Origin of the sequence: Halomonas sp. KO116, from assembly GCF_000734975.2 — a bacterium.
Classification (GTDB): domain Bacteria; phylum Pseudomonadota; class Gammaproteobacteria; order Pseudomonadales; family Halomonadaceae; genus Vreelandella; species Vreelandella glaciei.
Window position 1 is genome coordinate 166,434 of the sequence record NZ_CP011052.1, and the last position, 22,369, is coordinate 188,802.

Annotated in this window: 18 protein-coding genes and 1 pseudogene; 13 read left to right on the forward strand and 6 right to left on the reverse strand. The window is 53.3% G+C overall.

Annotation, left to right across the window (positions count from 1 at the left end):
• The first annotated feature begins 166 nt into the window (after positions 1-166).
• From KO116_RS00825 to KO116_RS00840, 4 genes are all read left to right on the forward strand, one after another.
• Positions 167-1,198, forward strand: a complete 1,032-nt coding sequence (locus KO116_RS00825) for a TRAP transporter substrate-binding protein (RefSeq protein ID WP_035556093.1) — start codon at positions 167-169, stop codon at positions 1,196-1,198.
• A 6-nt stretch (positions 1,199-1,204) separates the two neighbouring features.
• Positions 1,205-1,750 carry a TRAP transporter small permease gene (locus KO116_RS00830; protein WP_035556091.1) on the forward strand — a complete coding sequence of 182 codons (546 nt, stop codon included), beginning with the start codon at positions 1,205-1,207 and terminating at the stop codon, positions 1,748-1,750.
• Complete coding sequence (locus KO116_RS00835) at positions 1,740-3,029, forward strand: TRAP transporter large permease (RefSeq protein WP_035556089.1); 1,290 nt, start codon at positions 1,740-1,742, stop codon at positions 3,027-3,029. The genes KO116_RS00830 and KO116_RS00835 overlap by 11 nt, the downstream gene beginning before the upstream one ends.
• Before the next feature lie 65 nt (positions 3,030-3,094).
• Positions 3,095-4,546, forward strand: a complete 1,452-nt coding sequence (locus KO116_RS00840) for an aldehyde dehydrogenase (RefSeq protein ID WP_035556087.1) — start codon at positions 3,095-3,097, stop codon at positions 4,544-4,546.
• Here KO116_RS00840 and KO116_RS00845 read toward each other — a convergent pair.
• Positions 4,539-5,456: a helix-turn-helix domain-containing protein gene (locus tag KO116_RS00845; protein WP_045812027.1), complete on the reverse strand. Its 918-nt coding sequence runs from the start codon at positions 5,454-5,456 to the stop codon at positions 4,539-4,541. The genes KO116_RS00840 and KO116_RS00845 overlap by 8 nt on opposite strands.
• A 146-nt stretch (positions 5,457-5,602) precedes the next feature.
• On the opposite strand from KO116_RS00845, the gene pobA reads away from it, so the two are divergent.
• The gene (gene pobA, locus KO116_RS00850) at positions 5,603-6,787 is read left to right on the forward strand and encodes a 4-hydroxybenzoate 3-monooxygenase (RefSeq protein ID WP_045812028.1); all 1,185 of its coding nucleotides are present in this window, start codon (positions 5,603-5,605) and stop codon (positions 6,785-6,787) included.
• A gap of 105 nt (positions 6,788-6,892) precedes the next feature.
• Here pobA and KO116_RS00855 read toward each other — a convergent pair whose 3' ends face one another.
• The 4 genes from KO116_RS00855 to KO116_RS00870 all read right to left on the reverse strand — a co-directional run bounded on the left by KO116_RS00855 (position 6,893) and on the right by KO116_RS00870 (position 10,257).
• On the reverse strand, positions 6,893-7,366 hold the full coding sequence (locus KO116_RS00855) for a MarR family winged helix-turn-helix transcriptional regulator (protein ID WP_035565156.1): 474 nt from the start codon (positions 7,364-7,366) through the stop codon (positions 6,893-6,895).
• A gap of 139 nt (positions 7,367-7,505) precedes the next feature.
• Positions 7,506-8,765 carry a TRAP transporter large permease gene (locus KO116_RS00860; RefSeq protein ID WP_045812029.1) on the reverse strand — a complete coding sequence of 420 codons (1,260 nt, stop codon included), beginning with the start codon at positions 8,763-8,765 and terminating at the stop codon, positions 7,506-7,508.
• A 4-nt stretch (positions 8,766-8,769) separates the two neighbouring features.
• Positions 8,770-9,288, reverse strand: a complete 519-nt coding sequence (locus tag KO116_RS00865; RefSeq protein ID WP_035565839.1) for a TRAP transporter small permease — start codon at positions 9,286-9,288, stop codon at positions 8,770-8,772.
• Between the two features lie 48 nt (positions 9,289-9,336).
• Complete coding sequence (locus KO116_RS00870; RefSeq protein ID WP_052703816.1) at positions 9,337-10,257, reverse strand: TRAP transporter substrate-binding protein; 921 nt, start codon at positions 10,255-10,257, stop codon at positions 9,337-9,339.
• Between the two features lie 437 nt (positions 10,258-10,694).
• Between KO116_RS00870 and KO116_RS00875 the strand changes: the two are divergent.
• Positions 10,695-12,583: pseudogene (locus KO116_RS00875) on the forward strand (FAD-dependent monooxygenase).
• Positions 12,584-12,958: 375 nt separating this feature from the next.
• On the opposite strand, the gene KO116_RS00880 reads toward KO116_RS00875, so the two are convergent.
• Positions 12,959-13,882, reverse strand: a complete 924-nt coding sequence (locus KO116_RS00880) for a helix-turn-helix transcriptional regulator (protein WP_052703694.1) — start codon at positions 13,880-13,882, stop codon at positions 12,959-12,961.
• Between the two features lie 438 nt (positions 13,883-14,320).
• Between KO116_RS00880 and KO116_RS00885 the strand changes: the two genes are divergently transcribed.
• The 7 genes from KO116_RS00885 to fabG all read left to right on the forward strand — a co-directional run bounded on the left by KO116_RS00885 (position 14,321) and on the right by fabG (position 22,310).
• Positions 14,321-15,418, forward strand: coding sequence for a C4-dicarboxylate TRAP transporter substrate-binding protein (locus KO116_RS00885; protein ID WP_235272465.1), 1,098 nt, complete (start codon positions 14,321-14,323; stop codon positions 15,416-15,418).
• A gap of 67 nt (positions 15,419-15,485) precedes the next feature.
• The gene (locus KO116_RS00890) at positions 15,486-16,001 is read left to right on the forward strand and encodes a TRAP transporter small permease (protein WP_035554857.1); all 516 of its coding nucleotides are present in this window, start codon (positions 15,486-15,488) and stop codon (positions 15,999-16,001) included.
• Between the two features lie 4 nt (positions 16,002-16,005).
• Complete coding sequence (locus KO116_RS00895) at positions 16,006-17,304, forward strand: TRAP transporter large permease (protein WP_035554859.1); 1,299 nt, start codon at positions 16,006-16,008, stop codon at positions 17,302-17,304.
• 16 nt (positions 17,305-17,320) lie between these two features.
• Positions 17,321-18,880, forward strand: a complete 1,560-nt coding sequence (locus KO116_RS00900; RefSeq protein WP_035554862.1) for an acyl CoA:acetate/3-ketoacid CoA transferase — start codon at positions 17,321-17,323, stop codon at positions 18,878-18,880.
• A gap of 66 nt (positions 18,881-18,946) precedes the next feature.
• Positions 18,947-20,137 (forward strand): thiolase family protein, encoded by a 1,191-nt coding sequence (locus KO116_RS00905; protein ID WP_035554866.1) that lies wholly within the window; start codon positions 18,947-18,949, stop codon positions 20,135-20,137.
• A gap of 165 nt (positions 20,138-20,302) precedes the next feature.
• A complete protein-coding gene (locus tag KO116_RS00910; RefSeq protein WP_035554869.1) occupies positions 20,303-21,370 on the forward strand; it encodes a hypothetical protein in 1,068 nt (355 codons plus the stop codon).
• 199 nt (positions 21,371-21,569) lie between these two features.
• The gene (gene fabG, locus KO116_RS00915) at positions 21,570-22,310 is read left to right on the forward strand and encodes a 3-oxoacyl-ACP reductase FabG (protein ID WP_035554872.1); all 741 of its coding nucleotides are present in this window, start codon (positions 21,570-21,572) and stop codon (positions 22,308-22,310) included.
• Positions 22,311-22,369 lie beyond the last annotated feature (59 nt).

The window sequence follows — 22,369 nt, forward strand, 5'->3', positions numbered from 1 at the left end:
ACACTGGTGATGCGGGGCAGGAAGCTGAAAAGACCGGGCGACATAGCCTGAACATAGACGAATGTCGATTAGCCCTACGCCCCATAGTGAATTAATGTGAATACTTAAAGCGAACTACTATTCGCTATACGAACTTACAATAATCCAAAAAGTCCTGGAGGCTCCAATGAAAATGTCCCTATCCCGTTGTGTGTTGGCGGCAGCGATTGCTGGCCTTGCTGTTAGCTCTGCCCAGGCAGAGACGACGCTGCGTATGGCGCACTTTTGGCCTGGCCCTTCAGGCGTTAACCAAGATGTTTTGCAGGCGTGGGCCGATACCATTGAAGAAGAATCCAATGGTGATCTCACCATTCAAATGTTCCCCGCCGGCACCTTGGCCAAACCGGATTCCATTTATGAAGCCGCTGCCAACGGCATCGCCGATATTGGTGCCACGGCACAGGGCTACACCGCTGGCCGTTTCCCGCTGTCGCAAATTGTCGAGCTTCCAGGTGTCGCCTCAACGGCAACCCAAGGGGCGTGTGTGTTGCAAACGCTCTATGACGACGGCCATTTGGATAGCGAATACGAAGATACCCGCCCGCTGTTTATGTTTACCACGGGCCCCGGTGGTATTCACACCATCGACACCGATGTGCAAACCCCTGCCGATCTGGAAGGCCTGCGCATTCGTCGCCCCACCGCCGTCGCGGGTGAGATGCTAGAAAATATGGGTGCAAGCCCGGTGGGCATGCCAGCGCCCGATATTTACACCTCCATGCAGCGCGGCGTGATTGATGGCTTAAGCTTTCCTTGGGAAGGTTTAAAAGGTTTCCGCGTTAATGAGCTAGTCAGTTATCACACCGAAGTGCCGTTCTATACGCTGATCTTTGTCGCCACCATGAACCAGCGTGCCTATGACGGCCTGACCCCAGAGCAGCAAGCGGTGATTGATAATAACTCAGGCATGAAATGGGCTGAAAACGCCGGTGCCGTGTTCGACCGCTTAGATGTTGAAGGCAAGCAAGAAGCGGTTGATGCGGGCCATACCATTCGTGAAATCGAAAACCCGCTTCAACACCCTGACTGGCAAGAGCCGCTCGAAACCGGTATCGAAAACTACCTAACGCAGTTGGAAGAGCGTGGTTTGAGCCAAGCCCGCGAGGTGTATGAGGCTGCACTGGCCGCTAGCGAGTCTTGTGGTACCCAAGAGGGGTAAGTTTTCATGCAGTCTAGTCTCTCTTTTCAACAACTCCTCTATCGGGCCAGCCATTGGCTGGCCCTTGTTTGTCGCCTGGTGGCGGGGGTCGCACTGATCGGGCTGTTGGCGGTGACCATTGCCGATGTCAGTACTCGCTATCTTTCCCGGCTAACGGAAGGTGCCATTGCGTTGCGTGTTTCCGGCAGTGTTGAGTTGGTTAGCTATTTGATGCTGTTCGCGCTATTGGCGGCAATGGCCGCTAATGTCGAGAAAAGCCAAGTGGTGGTGGAAGCGTTCTCACACCGCTTACCCCAGTCGATAAAAAATCGTATCCAAGGGCTATTTTTGCTGGGCTTTACGGCGCTGGGGCTAATCCTGTTTGTGGGGTTACTGGACTCTGCTGCTGCCGCCACGCAGTACGGAGAAGTCACTCAAGATCTGCGCTTGCCTATGGGGCCCATTTTCCAATTGGCAGCGGTGCTCAGCTTACTGCTGGGGTTGCGAAGTTTTATGCATGCGCTGCTGGGCATGATCTATGCCACAGGTGAGGAGGCGGCTCATGGGGAGTGAAGCGATTGGCGCCATCGGGCTAGGGCTTTTATTGGTATTGATGATTCTGCGTGTGCCCGTTGCCCTCACGATGCTGATCGTGGGCGTGGTGGGCTTTGCGCAAATCATTAGTTGGGACGCAGCCGTTGCGCAGTTAAAAACAGTGCCGGTAGAAGTGCTCTCTAACTACAGCTTCAGCGCCGTACCCATGTTTATCTTAATGGGCGTGCTGGCGGCCCATTCGGGCATGGCCGGTAAGCTGTTTGATTCAACGCGGGTTATTTGCGGTGGCTGGAAGGGCGGCCTGGCGATTGCGGCCGTGGGCTCTTGCGGTATCTTCTCCGCTATCTCCGGCTCTTCGTTAGCCACGGCGAGCACCATGACTCGGGTGGCGCTGCCGGAGATGGAGCGCTATGGCTATAACCGTGGCTTAGCGACCGGCGCGCTGGCTGCAGGCGGCACGCTGGGTATTATGATACCGCCCAGTATCGCGCTGCTTATCTATGCCATTCTTACCGAACAGTCCGTTGGCGATATGTTCATGGCGGGGCTGATTCCCGGTCTGCTGGGGCTGGTGATGTATTCACTGACCATTACGGTAGTCATGTATCTGCGTCCTTCCCTTGCCGTGGCGGGTGAACCCACTGCTTGGAAAGAGAAGCTGCTCTCGCTGACCGGCTTAGTGCCCTTCTTTGGCGTTTTCCTGGTGATGATTTTAGGTATCTATTTTGGTGCCTTTACACCCACCGAGGGGGCAAGTGTCGGGGCGTTCGCCACCCTGATTTACGCCCTGGTAAAAGGCATGCGTGGTGCCCAGCTATGGCACAGCGTACAGGAGACGTTGGCGCTTTCCGCGGTAGTCTTCTTTATGCTGGTAGGGGCAGAAACGCTGGGGTATTTCATCTCGGTGTCGCGTATTTCATTTTCGATTACTGATCTGCTCTACGGCATGGATCTAACCCCTATCGTCGTGGTGCTGTGCATTCTGGCGCTCTACTTTGTGCTGGGTATGTTTATGGACTCCATCGCCATGCTAGTAATCACCGTACCGGTGGTTTATCCGATTATTCAGGCGATGGGTATCGACCCGGTATGGTTCGGTATTTTGACCGTACTGACCGTTGAACTGGGGCTGATGACCCCGCCGGTGGGGATGAACGTGTTCGTGATTAAAGCGATGGCACCGCACGTGGGGCTGGGGGAGATATTTAAAGGGGTGGCGCCTTTTGTCGTCTCCGACCTGATACGGCTGGCGTTATTAATTGCTTTCCCCATTTTAAGCACGCTGTTTCTACTCTAGCGGCAAGTACGCTTGCCACTATTCAAGCCAGCGCGATCACAACCACAACTACAGGAGCTTATGACATGTTCACCACTCAGCTAATGTTAGCGGGCCAATCTACCCCTGCCGAGCATACAGCCACCTTTACCCGTGCGAATCCGTTAAGCGGTGAAGTGGTGACCACTGCTGCGGCGGCAAGTGTCGGTGACGCTAACGCGGCCGCCGACGCCGCAGGCCAGGCGTTTGAGGCATGGTCACAAACGGGCCCTGGGGAGCGGCGCGCCAAGCTGCTGAAAGCCGCCGAACTAATGGAGCAGCGCCAAGCGGATTTCATTGATCGGATGGTAGAAGAGACTGGCGCTACCCTTGGCTGGGCAGGTTTTAACGTTAAAGTGGCGGCTGATGTGCTGCGTGAGGCGGCGGCGTTAACCACCCAGATCCAGGGCGATATCATCCCCTCTAACGTGCCTGACAGCATGGCCATGGGCGTGCGCATCCCGTGTGGCGTCGTCGTGGGTGTTGCGCCCTGGAATGCGCCGATTATTCTGGGTACGCGAGCCATTGCTACGCCCTTAGCGTGTGGTAATAGCGTGATCTTGAAGGCTTCTGAGCAGTGCCCAGCGACACACCATTTAATTGGTGAAGTGCTACAAGCAGCGGGGTTGGGCGAGGGCATCGTCAACGTGATTACCAACGCGCCTGAAGATGCCGCTGACGTGGTAAGCGCGTTAATTGCCCATCCTGCTGTGCGGCGGATTAACTTCACTGGCTCCACGGGCGTTGGAAAAATCATTGCCGAGCAAGCGGCCAAGTATTTAAAGCCCGTGCTGCTTGAGCTGGGTGGCAAGGCACCGTTTTTGGTATTGGATGATGCCGACATAGACGCTGCCGTGGACGCGGCAATCTTTGGCGCGTTCTTTAACCAAGGCCAGATCTGCATGTCCACCGAGCGGGTTATTGTTGATAACCAAGTGGCGGATACTTTTGTGGAGAAGTTTGCCGCGCGGGCTCAGGCGCTAAAAGCAGGCGACCCACGTGATGAAAGCAACAGCCTGGGCACTTTAATCAACGCGCAGTCAGGTGAAAAACTAAATAGCCTCATCGATGACGCAGTCACTCAAGGCGCGCACTTAGCCGCGGGTGGTAAAGCCGAGGGCGTGGTGATGCAGGCCACGGTCATCGATGGTGTGACCAGTGCTATGCGGCTATATAGCGAAGAGTCGTTTGGCCCGGTCGTCGCAGTGATCCGTGTTGATGGTGAAGAAGAGGCAGTGCGCATCGCTAACGATAGCGAGTACGGCCTCTCATCAGCGGTGTTCAGCCGCGATAGCGCACGCGCCATGAAAGTGGCAGGGCGCTTACAAACGGGTATCTGCCATATCAATGCGCCCACGGTACACGATGAACCGCAAATGCCCTTCGGCGGAGTGAAATCCAGCGGCTACGGACGCTTTGGCGGTAAGGCAGGCATCGAAGAGTTCACAGAGTTACGCTGGATGACGATGCAGCTAGGGCCAAGGCATTATCCTATTTAGTGATCTCGTTAACCGCCACCGTTTGACGCAGCCGAAATTCACGCGGCGAAAGCGCTGTATTGCGTTTAAAAAAGCGCGTGAAGTAAGCCGGTTCAGAGAAGCCTAAGCTGTCGGAGACCTGACCAATGGTCATATTGGTATAGGTGAGCTGGCGCTTGGCTTCTAGCAGCAGACGTTCATGCAGCAACTGCAGGGCACTGCGACCCGCGAGTTGGCGGCAGAGCAGGTTTAAGTGTGCGCTACTCACGCCTATCTGCACGGCTAACTGTTCAATACTCGGCTGCTCGCGATAGTGCGCTTCGACCAGCGCTTGATAGTGCTCTAAATGCTGCCGACCTTTGTCACTCTGGCGGGGGCCGTAGCGCTTTGCCGTGCTGCCGGTATAAGCACAAAGGCGCGATAGCTCGACCACCAAGGCTTGAATAAGTGCTTCGAGTAGGCTGTTCCGGCCGGGGGCCGGTTGGCGGTACTCCTGGTCGATCTGAGACACCAGTGTGGCAATTCGCTCAGCCCGGTTGGCCTGTAGCAGTGGGTAAAAGTCGGCTTTTTTTAGCGTACTGCTCTCACCCATGAGTCCATGTAAGTGGTCTGCCAGCGGTTTGGCCAGGGTGATAATGTGTCCTTCCACATCCGGTGAAAAGAGAAAGCCGTGAATAGCCATTGCGGGCACAACGATAGCGCTAGCGCTTTGCAGCCGGTGGCTTGTTCCCTCCAGCTCTAACTCAACGCTACCGTGAGAAATAAACAGAATATGCACGAGGTCGGCATGGCGGTGCGGCCGGATACGCCAGTCGTGCAGACGACTGCGCTCGGGGATGGACTCACAGTGGAGCAAGTCGGGCGTGGGCCAGTGCTGTGTCTCGCCATAGAGCTTAAATACCGGAACGGAGGTTGCCGACGAGGCTGTCATCACCTATATCTCCTCTACGACTAAGGTTGGGTAATAAAACGCTAAATGTCCAATAATTGATCTAGATCATGCCTTATTATGCGGCGTGTTTCATTGAAAAATACAAGTCATAAGTTTTAGATAATGACAATGATGAGGCATCCCCTATGAAGACACAGGTCGCGATTATTGGCGCAGGGCCTTCTGGTCTACTGCTGGGTCAGTTACTGCATCGCCAAGGCATTGATAATGTGATTGTTGAACGGCGTAGCGGTGAGTATGTATTAAGCCGTATCCGCGCCGGTGTCCTTGAGCAGGGCATGGTAGACCTGCTGCGCGAGGTGGGTGTTGACCAGCGTATGGATAAAGAAGGCTTACCCCATGACGGTTTTGAGCTTGTGTTCGACAACCGCCGCGTGCGGGTCGCACTGGATGAACTGACCGGCGGCAGCAAAGTGATGGTATACGGCCAAACCGAAGTGACGCGGGATCTGATGGAGGCCCGCGCCGCCGCTGGTGCAACCACGCTTTATGAAGCAGAAAACGTCCAGCCCCACGATCTGGAGAGTGACAGCCCTTATCTCACCTTTGAACACAACGGCGAAACGATCCGGCTGGAGTGCGACTATATCGCTGGTTGTGACGGCTACCATGGCGTCTCCCGCCAGGCGATCCCTCAAGAGCGCATCAAAGAGTTCGAAAAAGTCTACCCGTTTGGCTGGCTGGGCATGCTCTCGGATACGCCGCCGGTCTCTGATGAGCTGATCTACGCACGCCATGAGCGCGGCTTCAGTCTTTGTAGCATGCGCTCTGCCACCCGCAGCCGTTACTACCTTCAAGTACCGCTGGATGAAAAGGTAGAAAATTGGTCTGACGAGCGTTTTTGGGAAGAGCTCAAGCGCCGCCTGCCTGACGAGGTGGCCGCCAAGCTTGTCACTGGACCTTCGATCGAGAAAAGCATCGCGCCGCTGCGGAGCTACGTGGTCGAACCCATGCAGTACGGGCGGTTGTTTCTGGTCGGCGATGCGGCGCATATTGTGCCCCCCACCGGCGCGAAAGGGCTTAATTTGGCCGCCAGCGACGTCAATACGCTCTATCGGCTAATGGTGAAGGTCTACCAGGAAGGCCGCACGGATTTGATCGAGCGCTACTCGCAAACCTGCCTGAAGCGCATCTGGAAGGCGGAGCGCTTCTCCTGGTGGATGACCTCCATGCTGCACAATTTCTCTGATGAGGAAGATTTCAACAGTCGCATGCAGTTGGCCGAGTTGGACTACGTCACTAGCTTCAAAGCAGGCATGACCACCATCGCCGAAAATTATGTCGGTTTGCCCTATGAGTCGCTTGAGTAGCCGTTAATACTTAACGTTTTACTCTCATTCTGTTCTCATTGCCCAAGTGATCGCTTGGGCTTTTTTGCTTAAATACCATGAAACTTCGTGAAGTTGTTGACAGTGCTATCTTTCGTTTAAGCGCACGGGCACACGGCTTAAATGATTATTATCGTTAGCGATCTTTTGCAGTAGAGAAAGCAGCATCTGTTGCTCCTCGGCGTTAAGCGGCGCCAGGATATCACTTTGAACCTCTTCAACAGCAGGCTCTACGGCTTCTCGTAACGCCTCTCCTTCCTTGGTTAGCTTCACCACCATCGAACGACGATCTTCAGGGTTGCGGTGCCGGGTAATGAGCCCGCGCTCCTCTAATTTTCGTACTACGACAGCGATGGTATTGCGATCCAATGCCGTATAGCCACCTAAGGAGATTTGGTCACTTGCTCCCATCTCTTCAAGTGCAGAAAGGATTATATATTGCAGTTGGGTAAGGTTGAACGCTTCGCACTTACGCAGAAAAATAGCCACGCTAATTTGGTGGCAGCGTCTTAAAAGATTGCCAGGTAAGTCAAAAGCTTCAGATAGCGGTGATCGAGTCATGTGGAGTCTTATAAAGGGGAAAATACGCTGTGACCATAGCAGAAGTTTCTGTAATAGGCACTGGATGGGAGCACTGGCCAGCATGATACTAGCCAGTGCCCCACATCGATAAAGAGTAAGCCGGCGGTAGCGGCTAGAGTTAACGGAAAACGTTAACGAGCCAGGGATTAAAGATGACCGCCAAAATGACGAGGCAAGCCGCTAGTATGAAAGGCAAGATCCACTTCGTAATGCGGGGCAAGCTAACGTTGCTGATAGCAGAGGCAACATAGAGCCCTGCACCCACCGGGGGCGTTAATAGTCCCAGGCTTAGTGTCATACAGGTGACGATGCCAAAGTGGACGGGATCAATCCCATAACTTTGCTGCGCCACCGGGAGCAAAATTGGCACTAGAATGATCAGCGCAGCGATGCCATCAAGTACCATGCCCACTACCATCAGCATCACGAACACCAGAAGCATAAATACCAGCGGGCTTTCGGTGGTGCCTTGCATTAGCCCGGCTACCTGTTGAGGTATCTGGTTGTACACCAGTACCCAACCAAAGGCTTTTGCAGCGACAATAAGAAATAGCACAATGGCGGTATTGCGCGCTGTTCGGCTCAAAACGCCAGGTAATTGCCCCCACTTAAGCTCTTGAAAGAAGAGGGCGCCTATCACCACCGCCATTAGCGTCGCAGCCGCCGCAGATTCAGTAGGCGTCACTATGCCAAATGCGATACCGCCCACAATGACGATGGGAATGCTAAGTGTGAGCAGTGCGCCACGAGTCGCACGCCATAGAGGCGTGCGTTCCTGATCAACGCTTCCTTTCTTACGCGCGCGCCGCGCCATGATCGCGATTAAGCCGCTGATCAGTATAAACAGCAATAGCCCAGGAAGAATGCCCCCCATGAACATGGCACCAATCGACACTTGAGCAATGACGCCATAGATAATAAACACCATTGACGGTGGAATAATCGGCCCCAGCAGGCCAGCACCTGCCGTCAATGCAGCGGCGAACCCCTTGTCGTAACCATCACGCTCCAATTCGGGGGTCATTACCCGACTCATAATAGCGATCTGTGCCGTCGCTGAACCCATAATAGAGGCGAGCATCAAGTTCGAGGTGAGGGATACGTAGGCAATGCTGTGAGGAATCCACGCAAACCAGGCACGTGTGGCGGTAATAATGCGACGTGTAATACCACCCTCATTCATGATTTCGCCCAACAGGATAAATAAGGGAATCGCCAGCAGATCAAATACTTCTAGCGAGCCAAAAATAACCTGGGGTAGGTTTTCAAATAGACGGTAGTTACCGGAAGTGATCACGAAGGTAAGTGTTGAAGCCAGGAGGACAAAGGCAATTGGCATTCCAAGCAGCATCAACACAATAAAAGCCGCAAGCGTCATAGGGTCACTCCTCGTCGTTGGCTAGGACGAAACTCGCTCGCGAGCGATCAAAAAGCCTAGCGATGAGGTGAAAAATCGATGTGACACAGAAAAGCGGCACGATGAGATAGAAGTGCCACTTGGGCCAATCGAGCGTAATAGCGATATCGTAGTGGATCGAAGGTGACCGCAGCCAAGCGATGGTGTACCACAGAACAGTAGTAAGTATCGCCAGACAGACCAACTCAGTAAGCCAATAGCAAGCGCGCTGAGCCGTTTTAGGCAGCATCGCAATCAGCATGGTCAAACGTACGTGCTGGTCATTATGTATGGCGATAGAGATGGCGAGAAACGCCATCCAAATCAGAATATATACGGCTAGCTCATTGGCAAAAAAGAGCGGGCTGTTAAGTACGTATCGTGCGAAAACATTAGTAATAAGCAACGCGCTAAAAGCTATTATCAGTACGTTGCAGAGCAGCTGTTCAACCTTGGCTAGCTGGCGACTCGCCTTGGTTAGCCAGGTATTTTGGGGAAAATGCATCTTGGGCACGCCTCTTTGGTTCGGGGCGCAGAAGCGCCCCGACGCATTTTATTCAGCGTTAAGGAGTTCGGTAGACTGTTGCTGGAATGCTTGGACAAGCGAGTGTTCGCCAAAGCGCTCAGCGAACGCTTGGTTCGCCGTGCTGAAAGCGTCTTCAGCGCTTTCTAGCGTATACACATTAATGCGGTCTTCGAGCATGGTGAGATTACGCTCTTCCGCTTCTATTTGTGCCTCGATCCCCCAAGCCAGCGCATCTTCCATGGCCGCGTCTATCAATTGGCGCTCTTCATTAGAGAGCGAGGCTCGCGTTGCTTGGCTCATTACCGACACGGCAGGGAAGGCCATGTGATTGGTCAGCGTGAGGTATTCGGCCACTTCGTAAAAGCCTGACCCCACTAAAGCATCAAGATCGATATCCACGCCATCTAGCATACCGTTCTGTAAGCCTTGATAAACATCCGGCAAACTGATTGGCATTGGTCGAGCGTCGACCGCTCGCCACCAAGCGTTCATCGCTGAAAAGGGAATAATGCGCATATTTTTGCCAGCAACATCCGCTGCACTTTCTATCTGAGCGTCACGCATCAAAATATGGCGCATGCCAGCAAATGTGTAGCCAAAGGCATGAAGACCTTTGTCTTCTAAATTCTTAAGCATCTGCTGGGCTGCGTCGGTATCGGCCACCTCGGCCGCTTGGGCCACGCTATTAAATAGAAACGGCGTAAACCAACCGACTACCGATGGTTCGCGTTGGCTAGTTAACGCGGCCGTCATAATACCCATGTCGAGTAAGCCTGTTTCCATTTGCGAAAACATCGCCGACTCATCACCCATTTGGCCAGAAGGAAATAACGCTACGGCCATTTCACCGTCGCTGCGCTCGGCAACCTCGTCGGCAAATCGCTCAGCGGTTTGCGTCCAGATGTGCTGTGGAGGAGTGATCAAACCTAAGCGAAGTTCCTTGGCCATGAGCGGTGTGCTAACGACGAGCAAAGTGGCTGAAAGCAGCGTTATGCTCAGGGTATGGCGGCACGAAACGTGTGAGGTAATTATCATTGTTAACTCTCTTGTCATTTGTCGCTGGGGGAGGGCACTTGCCTGACCATGTATTGACCAAAGTCGAGAAGGTCGATACATGCGGATGATTGATTTTTGATATACGTCATTATTGTGATGATCACAATAATGATCAATTATCCGAAAGTCGATACCTAGACAGAGTAACGGGTCACCAGAGTCTGCCGCACAGAACGCTTGGCCTTGGAGGAAAGTCTAATTGCCCCCTTTTTTATTAATCACAATACTGATTAATATTGGTGGTGATCAATTGTCACTTCAGATACGAACCAAATTCATGATGAAAATTAAACAACGAATGCCCGAAACAAACGGGATGGAGCGAGCAGATGCAGTACTTTCTCGACGGTTACCGCAGTGGCGACCCGCGAATTCACCCGCTGGCCGAAGGGCGCAGCGCCGAACAGGGTCCGCTTCCAGAGGAGGTGGATGTCCTGATCGTAGGTACCGGCCCAGCCGGGCTGCTGCTGGCAGCCCAGTTATCGACAACTCCCGAGATTGTCACCCGCGTCGTGGAGAAGGCTGAGGGGCCGCTGGAGGTGGGGCGTGCCGATGGTATCGCTTGTCGTACAGTCGAGATGTTTGAGGCCTTCGGTCTGGCCGGAAGGTTGACCACAGAGGCCTACTGGATAAACGAGACTCACTTCTGGGGCCCTGATGCCGATGACAAGGCCCGGATCACCCGTCTTGGTCGTGTGCAGGACGTTCGCGACGGACTTTCCGAGTTCCCGCACGTGATCGTTAACCAGGCCAGGCTGCTCGACTTCCTGCTGGAGTACATGGAGAACTCTCCTAGCCGCCTGCGGGTCGACTACAGCCACGAGACGGTCAAAGTGGAGGTGCCTGAGGCCGCCGACGAGCGAGTCACCGTGACCGTCAACACGCCAGACGGCGAGGTCACCGTCCGGGCGAAGCATGTGGTCGGCTGCGACGGCGCCCACAGCGTGGTGCGCGACTCGATCGGCCGGGTGCCCCAGGGCCACGGCGAGGACAAGGCGTGGGGGTGATGGACGTGCTGGCGGTGACCGACTTCCCCGATATCCGCTTCAAGTGCACCATCCAGTCCGCCGACGCAGGCAACATCCTGCTGATCCCCCGCGAGGGCGGCTACATGGTCCGACTCTACGTCGACATGGGCAATATTGCCCCTGACGCTTGGCTGACCAAGGAAGATGTGCTGGAGAAGGCACAGTCAGTACTGGCGCCATACACCTTCGAGGTAAAGGAGACCGCCTGGTTCTCCGTCTATCGTGTCGGCCACCGGGTCACCGACAAGTTCGACGATGTCGATGACGACCAGATGGAGAGTAGCACGCCGCGGGTCTTCATCGCCGGTGATGCCTGTCATACCCACACCGCCAAGGCCGGCCAGGGCATGAACGTGTCGATGCAGGACACCTTCAATCTGGGCTGGAAGCTGATCTCGGTGCTGCAGGGGCGCAGCCCAGCCAGCTTACTGCACACCTACAATGCCGAGCGCCACGTCATCGCCGAAAATCTGATTGAGATGGATACCCGCTGGTCAAGGGCGATCGGTGCTGCGCAAGACTCCGACGACCCGCAGGCCGCCATGAAAGGCCTAGCCGAGGTGCAGCGCCAGTTCGTCACTAACAGTGAGTTCACCGCCGGGTTTGCCACCCACTACGCACCGGACCTGCTCACCGGTGACGATACTCACCTGCACTTGGCCACCGGCTTCCCGCCCGGGCGGCGGTTCCATTCGGCCGAGGTGATCCGGCTCGGCGATTCCAGGCAGGCTCATCTCGGGCATGTCCATCGCGCAGATGGCCGCTGGCGGCTCTACGCCTTCGCCGACATGGTCGACCCAAGAAGCCTAGGATCGCGCTTTAACCAACTGATGGATTTCTTGGCTAGCGAGGCGTCGCCGATCCGACGCTTTACCCCACAAGGGACTGACCTGGATGCGATCTTCGATATTCATGGCATCATCCAGCAATCGCATCTTGAGGTGGATTGGGCCGATATGCATCCTGTCCTCAAGCCGCACAAAGGGGCTCTCGGCCTTCAGGACTACCAGAAAGCCCATGCGCCGGTGCTGGGTACCGACCAGGATATCTTCGATCTGCGTGGTATTGATCGTGGCGCCGGTGCGTTGGTGGTGGTGCGCCCGGATCAATACGTTTCGCTTGTGCTTCCGCTCGATGGCTTTGATGAACTTACCGAGTTTTTCACGCGCTTCATGCTAGAGCCTGCTTGATCGTTGTTTAGTACTTAACCTCAGAAATGGGTAGGCCAATATACACAGATTGGCCGACTTCATTTAAGGTTATCTGTAACTATTCAGCTCACTCAGTCTGACGCGTCAGGCGACCTCGTCGGAATCATCGACGGACGCCAATATCATGTCTTCATACCTTATCTGGCCGCCGGGCTTGCGCTCACCGGCGGGCCCGTTCCAGAATCTCTTCAACATTGATATCGCTGATGGTCATGTTACTTGATGGCAAGATTGCCGAATGGCGTTACTATGTCTAAAGAAACAAAAGGTTGGCTAGCCTGAGACCTGTTGAATAGTTACTTGGCTATTTTCTAGCGAAGGGCAACGTTGGAGCTGCCCAGTCAGTCCTAACAATTAATCGCTTTCAACGCCCATGGCGTTACGTTTATTGATTAAGGGTTGGCTGACGTCAAGGAGCTCCTGAAAACAGTGGCTTACTGTGCGATCCGTCGTTTCAATTAGATAGTCCGCTTGACGGTAGTCGGCATCACGCTCGGTCAGAATGCGAGTAAGATCTTCCAAAGCATGATCATAATTGTTTCCCTCGAGAGGGCGCACATCTCCTGCCGCCATCAGGCGACGCATAAGCTCATTCGGAGCAGCCTTAAGCCACACTGTGTAGAAATTGCTAAGTAATCGCTGAAATGTCTCAGCCTCGGTAACTAAGCCTCCACCAACTTCTAGTACTGACAAGGGGTACTCTTTAATGACCCACTCAAGGGCTTCACGCTCTAGACGTCGGTAGGTGCGTTGACCCCCAAGTTCTAAAACTTCGCCAACTTTCATGCCACCCTGCGCTTCAATGACCTGACTCAGGCGAATAAAAGGAAGGTCAAGCTCTGTTGATAATAATTCCCCAAGTGTTGTTTTCCCGCCAAAACGGATCCCAATCAGTGCTATACCTGAGTGACACTCGCGTGCGGGTTTGAAGTGCTCAACAAGTAGGTGGTGCGCTTCCTCTAGCTGGGAGGGCGAAAGGCGTTGCAAATAATCGTTGAGGGAGGTCGGAAGAGCTGGCTGTCCATTGGTCGGTAATAGCCCATGGACGGGAACAACCATCGCTTGAGCCAGCCGCATGAGAAGATCGAGAGAGATATTGGCCTTACCGGTTTCAATCTGAGCCAAGTACCGCTCTGAGATGCCTGATTGGTCAGAAAGGTGTTTCCGTGTAATACCACGGCGAGCGCGGTAAGCACGCACGCGTTCGCCGATAGATGCAGCATAATTAGGCTGTACCTTGTCATTTTCAACATCACTTGCGGTCTTTTCTGGTTTCATCAAAGGGCTCATTTTACTTTGTAAAAGTTGCATAGAGCTTGGTAGGAAGAGTTCAGCAACTGCGAACCAAGCTAAGCATATAGTTAGCATTATAATGCATGCTTTTTTTTGATCAATATCGGGAAAAGTTATGGCGAGGCACTTAATTAAATAAATGTTTAATAAACAGCAGTTTAAGTAATTTTATGTGTATTTTAATCGAAAATATACGTTATTTTATTAGGTGTCGAGACTAAAGTCGGGTTCATAAATGCGCTCAAGTGGAATTATAGTGCATAAAAATAAGAGCTTCTTACCTTTCATGCATTAAATGTCCGGTGCGAAAGAAGCGTGGAGCTTCTCCGCGAGGCGTAGGTCGTTGAGGCTGCATTTCACACTAATAAGACCAATGAAGTGAGTATCAATATGAAAATGAAATCGTTAGTAAAAAGCATAGCAATGATGGCTCTAGCTGGCAGCATGCTGGCACAAGCTGTACAAGCTCGTGATCTACGCTTGGCACCCGGTGTTCCTCCCGCTCACCCTGCTCATACACCTCTCTATACAGAGTTTTTAAATACATTAGCAGAAGAGTCTGATGGCCGACTTGGTGGTCAGATCATGGGGACCGAAATTGCCTCCTTGGGCAATATGCGAACGGCGATTCGTAGCGGTCTAGTGGAGGCTGGTCTTTTGCTGCCTGCCTATTTTCCTGCAGACCTACCCAACTTCAACCTAGTCGGTGACCAAGGCTTGATTGGTACCAACTCCTTGGCCATGAACGGGGCGGTTACCGAATACATTGCTACGTGTGGTGATTGTCAGGAAGAGTTTTCTGAGCTGGGTATTGTTTATACCAGCACCCACACAACAGATGTTTACCATCTGATGACGAATAAGCCGGTGACCACCGTTGAGGATTTACGCGGCATGCGCATGCGTGTGGGCGGCCCTCAGTGGTCGCGCTGGCTTGAGCATATGGAGGGCACACCTGTCAGCACCCCTGTAGGAGAGACCTTTGAGGCGCTATCTCAGGGTGTGATTGAGGGCTCCATTGGCTCTTCAGCGGATATCATCTCTTTCCGTCTTGAAGATGCCATTGACTATCTAACTTACATCGGGCTTGGCACTTTCCATAGTACGACCTCTCACGCGATTGGCCAAACAGTGTGGAGCTCTTTGTCTCCCGAGGACCGTAAAGCCGTCGCGCGGGCCTCCACCCGAGCGAGTGCACTCGCCACTAAGCGCTGGGCCTATGAAATGCCTGCGGAAGCTGATCAGGTCGCACGTGATAACGGTATTGAAATTCTTGAAGCTAGTGAAGAGTTGGTGGAAGAAACGCAGCGTTTTGCTGAAGAGGACCTCGTCTATGCCGCTGAACAGGCTGAGAGCCGCTATGGAGTCAGCGATGCAACCGCCAAGCTAGAGCGTTTTCAGGGGTTGGTTGAAAAATGGAACGTTATCGTCGAAGAGCTGGATGAAGATCCAGAAGCTATCGCTGATGCTATCAATCAGGAAGTTTGGGAGAAGGTAGATTTCACTACCTATGGCACCTGAGTTGGTATTTCCCCAAGGCCTCTTTTAGCTGTCTTGGGGCTCTTCCTCAAGTATAGGAGGCTATTGCATGGCCTGTATATATCGACTGGTGAATCGCGCTTCTATGGGACTTGGGCTGCTGGGTGCTGTTGCAATTATGTTAATGATGCTTCATGTCACCCTGGACATTATTCTTCGCTCCACGATATCGACGTCGATGCCTGCGACGCTTGAGATGGTAACGCGTTATTACTTAATTACTCTGGCTTTACTTCCCCTTGCCTGGGTCGAATGGCGTAAGCAGATGATCACTGTCGAAGCTTTAGAAAGCCTAATGCACCCAATGCTGATCCGCATATCGGACGTCCTGGTATCACTGCTGTCAGCAGGCGTCTATCTCGTATTGATGGTCGCCACCTGGGGAAAAGCTATGGAGCAATTCCAGATCGGTTCCTATGTTATGTCGTTGAATTTCCCGATGCCTGTTTGGCCTACCTATTTTGTATTACCGCTATCGTTCTGCCTTGCTGCTTTGGTTTGCCTTATGCGTATTCCGTTGCTAGCTAGCGGGACGTCTTACTCCGTCGATTCGCAAGAAGGGTAATTCCATGTCTGTTGAGATTGGCTTCTACGGGATCGCGGCACTGCTTGTCTTATTGGCGTTACGCGTCCCAGTTGCGTTGTCGATGATTATTGTGTCGTTGGTGGGTATCACAGTGATGTTTGGTTGGAACACGGCTATCGGCATGCTGTCTTCTACGCCGTATGAATTCATCGCTAAGTGGACGCTTAGTGCGGTGCCAATGTTTCTTTTGATGGGGTTCGTATGCTTCCACACGGGGCTTACCAGTGGCCTATTCAATGCAGCTAAAGTGGTTTTCCGCTGGTTACCTGGTGGGGTGGCTATCTCAAGCATCTTTGCCAGTTCCGGCTTTGCAGCCGTCAGTGGGTCAAGCGTGGCATGTGCTGCTGCTATGGGCCGCATCGCCATTCCTGAAATGGTCAAAGGCGGCTACAAACCGAGCTTTGCCTGCGGCACGATTGCTGCTGGTGGCACTATCGGCGCGTTAATTCCGCCGAGCATTCTGATGATCGTGTATGGGGTCTTTGCCCAGGTATCTATCACTCAGGTGTTTCTGGGGGGGATCTCGATTGGGCTGCTGACAGCCATTAGTTACAGCATTGTTATCCTGTTAGTCAGCTGGTTACGTCCCGACATTGTGCCGCGTCAAGCCGCTGACGCACGGAATATCAGTGCCAAGCAGGCTTTGATAGAAATTTGGCCTGTTATGGCGTTAGGGCTGCTCGTGTTTGGTGGACTTTTTTCGGGCTTCTTTACGGCGACAGAAGCTGGAGCTGTGGGAGCAGCTGGCGCGATACTCATTGGGCTAATTCTTCGTCGGTTGGATAGGAAGGCGATGAAGACTGCTCTACTTGAGACGCTCTCGACCACGTCGGCACTTTTGATCATTGGGGTAGGGGCAAGCATGTTCACCCTATTTCTTAGCCTGAGTGGCCTAGCGGGATATATCACCGGCGCTGTTACAGGTTGGGAGCCATCGTATCTTCAACTGATGCTGGTCGTGGTGCTGATCTATCTGTTCCTCGGATTATTTATGGAGCCCTTCGGCGCTATGCTGGTGACCTTGCCAGTGCTGTTGCCTGTTTTCGAGCTCTACGATGTGAGCCTCATTTGGTTTGGTGTGTTGCTGGTCAAGCTGCTCGAAATTGGCATGATCACTCCACCGGTCGGTATGAACATCTTTGTTATCAAAGGAGTAGCGGGGCAGTACGCCTCTTTGGTCGATATTTTCAAGGGCGTCACGACGTTTTTAATCGCAGATATTGTTGTGGTTGCCTTGGTGATCTTCTTTCCGGAGATCGTGCTGTTTCTGACCGGAAGCTAATCAATAGGGGGTGGTTGTGAGCAAGGTAGTTGATGTTCATACGGCAGTGGGCATGATCAAGCATGACGATACGCTGGTGTGGACCACGGCGGGGCTCAGTGGCTTTGCGGAAGAGGTGGCAGCCGCACTTGAAACCCGATTTTTAGAAACGGGCGCACCTCGCAATCTGACGGTAGCTCATAGCTGTGGCTGTGGTGATGGCAAGAATAAAGGCATGAGCCACCTGGGCTATGAAGGGTTGGTCAAGCGGCTGATCAGTGGCCACACCGGTATGGCACCGCGCATGGTAGAGCTAGTGCTTGAAAATAAGATAGAGGCTTATTTGCTACCGCAGGGCGTAATGGCCCATCTATGGCGACATATTGCCGGTAAAAAACCGGGAGTGATTTCGAAAGTAGGCCTGGGGACCTTTATCGATCCCCGGCTTGAGGGCGCCAAGGCCAATAGCGTCACTACCGAAGACCTTGTAAAACTTATTGAGCTAGAAGGTGAGGAGTGGTTGATGTACCGCACCTTCCCAGTTGATGTCGCTGTGATTCGTGCCACCACTGCGGATGAGCGAGGCAATTTAACTCTTGAGCGGGAAGCGCTCTTTCTTGAACAGCTCTCGATGGCTCAGGCGGCTAAAAATAGCGGTGGCATTGTTATCGCTCAGGTGGAGTATCTGGCGCAGGCTGGCACCTTACACCCCCAGAAAGTCAAAATTCCGGCCGATTTGGTCGATTACGTGGTAGTGGCTAAGCCAGAAAATCATACGCAGACGATGGCAACCTCTTTCAACCCGGCGCTTTCGGGCGATCTCAAGATGCCGTTGGGGGGTATCAGGCCGATGCCGCTTGACCCGCGCAAGATCATTGCTCGGCGCGCTGCCATGGAGCTGGTGCCGGGGGCCATCGTCAATCTAGGCATCGGAATGCCCGAGGGTGTCGCCAGTGTGGCAGCTGAGGAAGGCGTCAGTGACCTGATGACCTTAACCACTGAGCTCGGCACCTATGGCGGCGTGCCTGCTAGTGGTGGGGACTTCGCCACTGCCTATAACGCTGAAGCGATTATCGATCATGGTTACCAGTTCGATTTCTATGACGGTGGTGGCTTAGACGTATGTTTTTTGGGACTCGCCCAGACCGACCATGAGGGCAACCTCAACGTCAGCAAGTTCGGCAAGAAGGTTGTAGGCCCCGGTGGGTTCATCAATATCAGTCAAAACGCTCGCAAGGTTGTTTTCTGCGGCACTTTCACCAATGGCAGTAAGGTTGAGATCGTCGAAGAACGCGTCGTTATCCGTGAGGAAGGCAGCCGCCAGAAGTTTGTGGATCGCGTTGATCAGATCACATTCAGCGGCCGCTATGCCCAAGAAGTGGGTAAGCCGGTGCTATATATCACCGAACGCTGCGTCTTCGAACTCATTGATGGCGAGATTACGCTGACGGAAATAGCACCGGGCATCGATATCCAGCGCGATATTTTCAGCGCAATGGAGTTTACCCCGAAGGTCTCACCCGATCTGAAAGAAATGCCCACCGAACTGTTCAAAGAGCAGTGGGGCGGGCTGCGCGAAAACCTGCTGGGTAGATAAACCACAAATTATCGTTTGCCTCCACCGAAGGCGAGCGGTACTCGGTCGTTACGATAGGAGACCTCGATGTTCAAGAATGCATTTATTCCCTACGGTGGCTATTACAGCAGCCCTTTTTGCAAGTGGCAGGGTAGTTTGGCCAACAGCAATTCGATCGAATTGGGTGCCGCGACCAGCAAACGCTGGCTAGCTGAGAGGGGAATCGACCCAACAATCTTTGACTACCTTTATCTAGGTGCTTCGGTAGGCCAGAAAGCCATTTTCTACGGTGCGCCCTGGGCGGCAGCCATGATGGGGGCTCCCCAGATACCGGGGCAGAATATCACCCAGGCATGTGCCACCGCGACCACGGCAGTATTCAACGCTGCTGCAGCGGTGGAGACGGGCAGTCTGCAAAGCACTTACTGCCTACTCACTGATCGTACCTCGAATGCGCCACATACCATTTGGCCTAACCCCTCCGGGCCGGGCGGCGAGGTGATCGCCGAAAACTGGAACATGGACAATATTAATGCCGACCCAGCCACTGGGAAGGACATGTTGACCACGGCGGAGAACGTCGCGCGCGAGCATGGTTTCACTCGAGAGCAGGGCGATGATTTGACGCTGTGCCGCTATGAGCAGTATGCCGAAGCGCTAGCCAATGACCGTGCTTTCCAAAAGCGCTATATGTTCCCGGTTGAGGTGCCTGTATCGCGTAAAGAGACCAAGTTAGTTGAGGAAGATGAGGGGGTAATGACGACCAGCGCTGAAGGTTTGGCAAAGCTGCGTACCGTACAACCTGAGGGAATCCACACGTTTGGCTCCCAGACCCATCCAGGAGACGGCAATGCCGGGATCATCGTCACCACACGCGAGCGAGCGGCAGAGCTGAGTACGGATTCAATGCTGGCGGTGCAGATCCTCTCTTACGGTTATGCTCGTACCAAAGCGGCTCACATGCCAATGGCTCCTGCTTCGGCGGCTCAAAAAGCACTTGACCTGGCGGGGCTGACCATCGATCAGATCACCACGATCAAGAATCACAGCCCGTTTATTGTTAATGACCTGCACTTAGCCAAGGCACTTGGCTTGGATGCCATGCAGTTCAACAACTACGGTACCTCGTTGGTATTTGGTCACCCTCAGGGCCCGACGCTGGCACGGCTATTGATTGAGGCAATCGAGGAAACCGTGCTCAAAGGCGGTGGCTACGCCTTGGTGACCGGCTGTGCTGCCGGTGACTCGGCCGCGGCGCTGATCGTCAAAGTTGGATGAGTACTCGCAGGAGGTAGGGGATAGGAACACGCAAGCAATGTATTGGGAACGGAGTGCTTAGTGAAAGCTAACACAGCTAGCACTTTTCTGGGGGCTACCCCATTTTTGGCTCATTAAAATATTGAGTCTTTTAACATCATAAAAACAATCTGGAGTATGGACAGTATGACAATTAAAAACAGGCTCGCATTAGCCGTAGCAGTTGCTTCAATGTCTTCTCAAGCTTACGCCCTTGAAATTGGTGAAGTTGACGGAACAACGTTTAGCATTGGCGGTTATGTTAAAGCTGAAGGGATTTTCAACACCCCTGATGGGGGAGATAACTCTTTTGATGGATCTGCTCGTCAGTCACGACTTAATTTCGAGATCGACAGTGAGGTCCAGGGCCATGATGTGACGGCCTTCGTGGAGGGGGACTTCTGGGACAATGCCACAGATACGGCTGACACCAGTTACGCCATGCGTCTGCGTCATGCTTTTATCCAGGTCGACAATCTGACGCTTGGCCAGACGTGGAATGGCCAGTTTTTCGCTACTGCGCCATTTGATGTCGAGATTTTGGATTTCTACGGTACAGGAATCGGTAGCATTGCTGGTAGTGGGGCCGTCGTTCGGCCGGATCTCGTTTTGCACTACACGACTGGTGGTTTGCGCTTCAGTTTCCAGGATCCGCTCTACAGTGATGCCGACATGCCGGACATGGTGGCATCCTATACGTACCGAACCGAGGCCGGGCATGGGTTTAATCTTGCCGTCACCGGTCGGGAGGTTGAGACGGGTGTCAATGATTCAGAGTTTGGCGCTGCGATCTCCCTGGCGGGTAAGCTCAACTTTGGTGACACCTCTCTTGCCCTGAGTGGATATACAGGGGAGGGTAATAATGTGTCCTCTGGATGGGGGTTTAACGGCGCTGCTGCTCCGGGACCCACCATTGCGTCTAAAGGTGAAGTCAACGCGTCCGGTGATCTGGTTAGCACGACAGGATTTTCTGCTGGTGTCAGTCACCGGTTCACCGATAGTCTCCGTGGCAATATTCGCTATGGGCAGGTGACCGCTGATGAGGTAGCGCCAACTGTAGATGACGATACGCTTCAGGTAACTAACGTTAATCTAATTTATACCTATTTGCCTAATTTGGACATTGGGGTCGAGTGGCGTGATCGTAACGCACTTACGATGCCTCTTCGTCCAGGCGGGCAGCAAGTAGAGCTTATGGCAATGTATAAGTTCTAATAACGTGACGTCTAGATAAATCCTTTTCTCGTTTTGATCTTTTGAACGGCGAGTCATTAGGCGGTATAGCGCTTTATGATTCGCCTTTTTTATATGTATGTATTTTGTCTGGTGAAGTTTTTACGAATTCCTACATTGGATGGGTTCTTGTTCGCATAGAACCCTGCATCTGGAGGGCTTTCCTTTTGGAGATGAGTTTATGAGATTGCACGAAAAAGTAGCAGTCGTCACTGGCGCTGGGCGCGGCCTTGGTGCCGCTATGGCTGAGCGGCTGGCCGACGAGGGCGCTAGAGTCGTGGTAGTAGACATCGACGGCGAGGCTGCTCAGCAAGTGTCTGAATCGCTTACTAAGCAGGGCCACGATAACCTAGCGATAGCTTGCAACGTAGCTGATCGTACCCAGGTTGTGGCACTTTTTCGACAAGTGAAAGATCACTTTGGGCGTTTGGATGTGCTGGTCAACAACGCTGGTATCACCCGCGATGCCGCTTTCCTCAAAATGACTGACGATCAGTGGAATCAGGTGATAGATGTTAACCTGACTTCAATGTTTATCTGCACTCAGGAGGCGGCTCGTTATATGGTGGAGCAGCAGTCGGGGCGCATTGTCTGCATTAGCTCGCTTTCAGGTAACGAGGGGAACTTCGGTCAAGCCAATTACTCGGCGGCCAAGGCCGGAGTGATCGGCTTCGTTAAGAGTCTGAGTAAGGAGCTTGCTCGCAAGGGAGTGCTGATCAATGCCGTCTCACCGGGCTTCATCGAGTCCGAGATGACCGCTCAGATCCCCGAAAAGGTTCGCGACAAGTTGATCGCGAGGGTTCCACAGGGGCGTGGAGGTCTGCCGGAGGAGGTGGCCAGTGTAGTGGCTTTCCTGGCCTCCGATGATGCCGCCTACGTCAATGGCCAGACGTTAAACGTTAATGGCGGGATGTACGTTTAATAACTTAGACTGTCAGATAGGCTTATGGCGGTAGCTATAGGCTTTCATTATGACCGCTT

Coding starts and splice junctions, on each gene's coding strand:
- KO116_RS00825 (WP_035556093.1), top strand. CDS start 167: ATGAAAATGTCCCTATCCCGTTGTGTGTTGGCGGCAGCGATTGCTGGC.
- KO116_RS00830 (WP_035556091.1), top strand. CDS start 1,205: ATGCAGTCTAGTCTCTCTTTTCAACAACTCCTCTATCGGGCCAGCCAT.
- KO116_RS00835 (WP_035556089.1), top strand. CDS start 1,740: ATGGGGAGTGAAGCGATTGGCGCCATCGGGCTAGGGCTTTTATTGGTA.
- KO116_RS00840 (WP_035556087.1), top strand. CDS start 3,095: ATGTTCACCACTCAGCTAATGTTAGCGGGCCAATCTACCCCTGCCGAG.
- KO116_RS00845 (WP_045812027.1), bottom strand. CDS start 5,456: ATGACAGCCTCGTCGGCAACCTCCGTTCCGGTATTTAAGCTCTATGGC.
- pobA (WP_045812028.1), top strand. CDS start 5,603: ATGAAGACACAGGTCGCGATTATTGGCGCAGGGCCTTCTGGTCTACTG.
- KO116_RS00855 (WP_035565156.1), bottom strand. CDS start 7,366: ATGACTCGATCACCGCTATCTGAAGCTTTTGACTTACCTGGCAATCTT.
- KO116_RS00860 (WP_045812029.1), bottom strand. CDS start 8,765: ATGACGCTTGCGGCTTTTATTGTGTTGATGCTGCTTGGAATGCCAATT.
- KO116_RS00865 (WP_035565839.1), bottom strand. CDS start 9,288: ATGCATTTTCCCCAAAATACCTGGCTAACCAAGGCGAGTCGCCAGCTA.
- KO116_RS00870 (WP_052703816.1), bottom strand. CDS start 10,257: ATGGCCAAGGAACTTCGCTTAGGTTTGATCACTCCTCCACAGCACATC.
- KO116_RS00880 (WP_052703694.1), bottom strand. CDS start 13,882: ATGAAACCAGAAAAGACCGCAAGTGATGTTGAAAATGACAAGGTACAG.
- KO116_RS00885 (WP_235272465.1), top strand. CDS start 14,321: ATGATGGCTCTAGCTGGCAGCATGCTGGCACAAGCTGTACAAGCTCGT.
- KO116_RS00890 (WP_035554857.1), top strand. CDS start 15,486: ATGGCCTGTATATATCGACTGGTGAATCGCGCTTCTATGGGACTTGGG.
- KO116_RS00895 (WP_035554859.1), top strand. CDS start 16,006: ATGTCTGTTGAGATTGGCTTCTACGGGATCGCGGCACTGCTTGTCTTA.
- KO116_RS00905 (WP_035554866.1), top strand. CDS start 18,947: ATGTTCAAGAATGCATTTATTCCCTACGGTGGCTATTACAGCAGCCCT.
- KO116_RS00910 (WP_035554869.1), top strand. CDS start 20,303: ATGACAATTAAAAACAGGCTCGCATTAGCCGTAGCAGTTGCTTCAATG.
- fabG (WP_035554872.1), top strand. CDS start 21,570: ATGAGATTGCACGAAAAAGTAGCAGTCGTCACTGGCGCTGGGCGCGGC.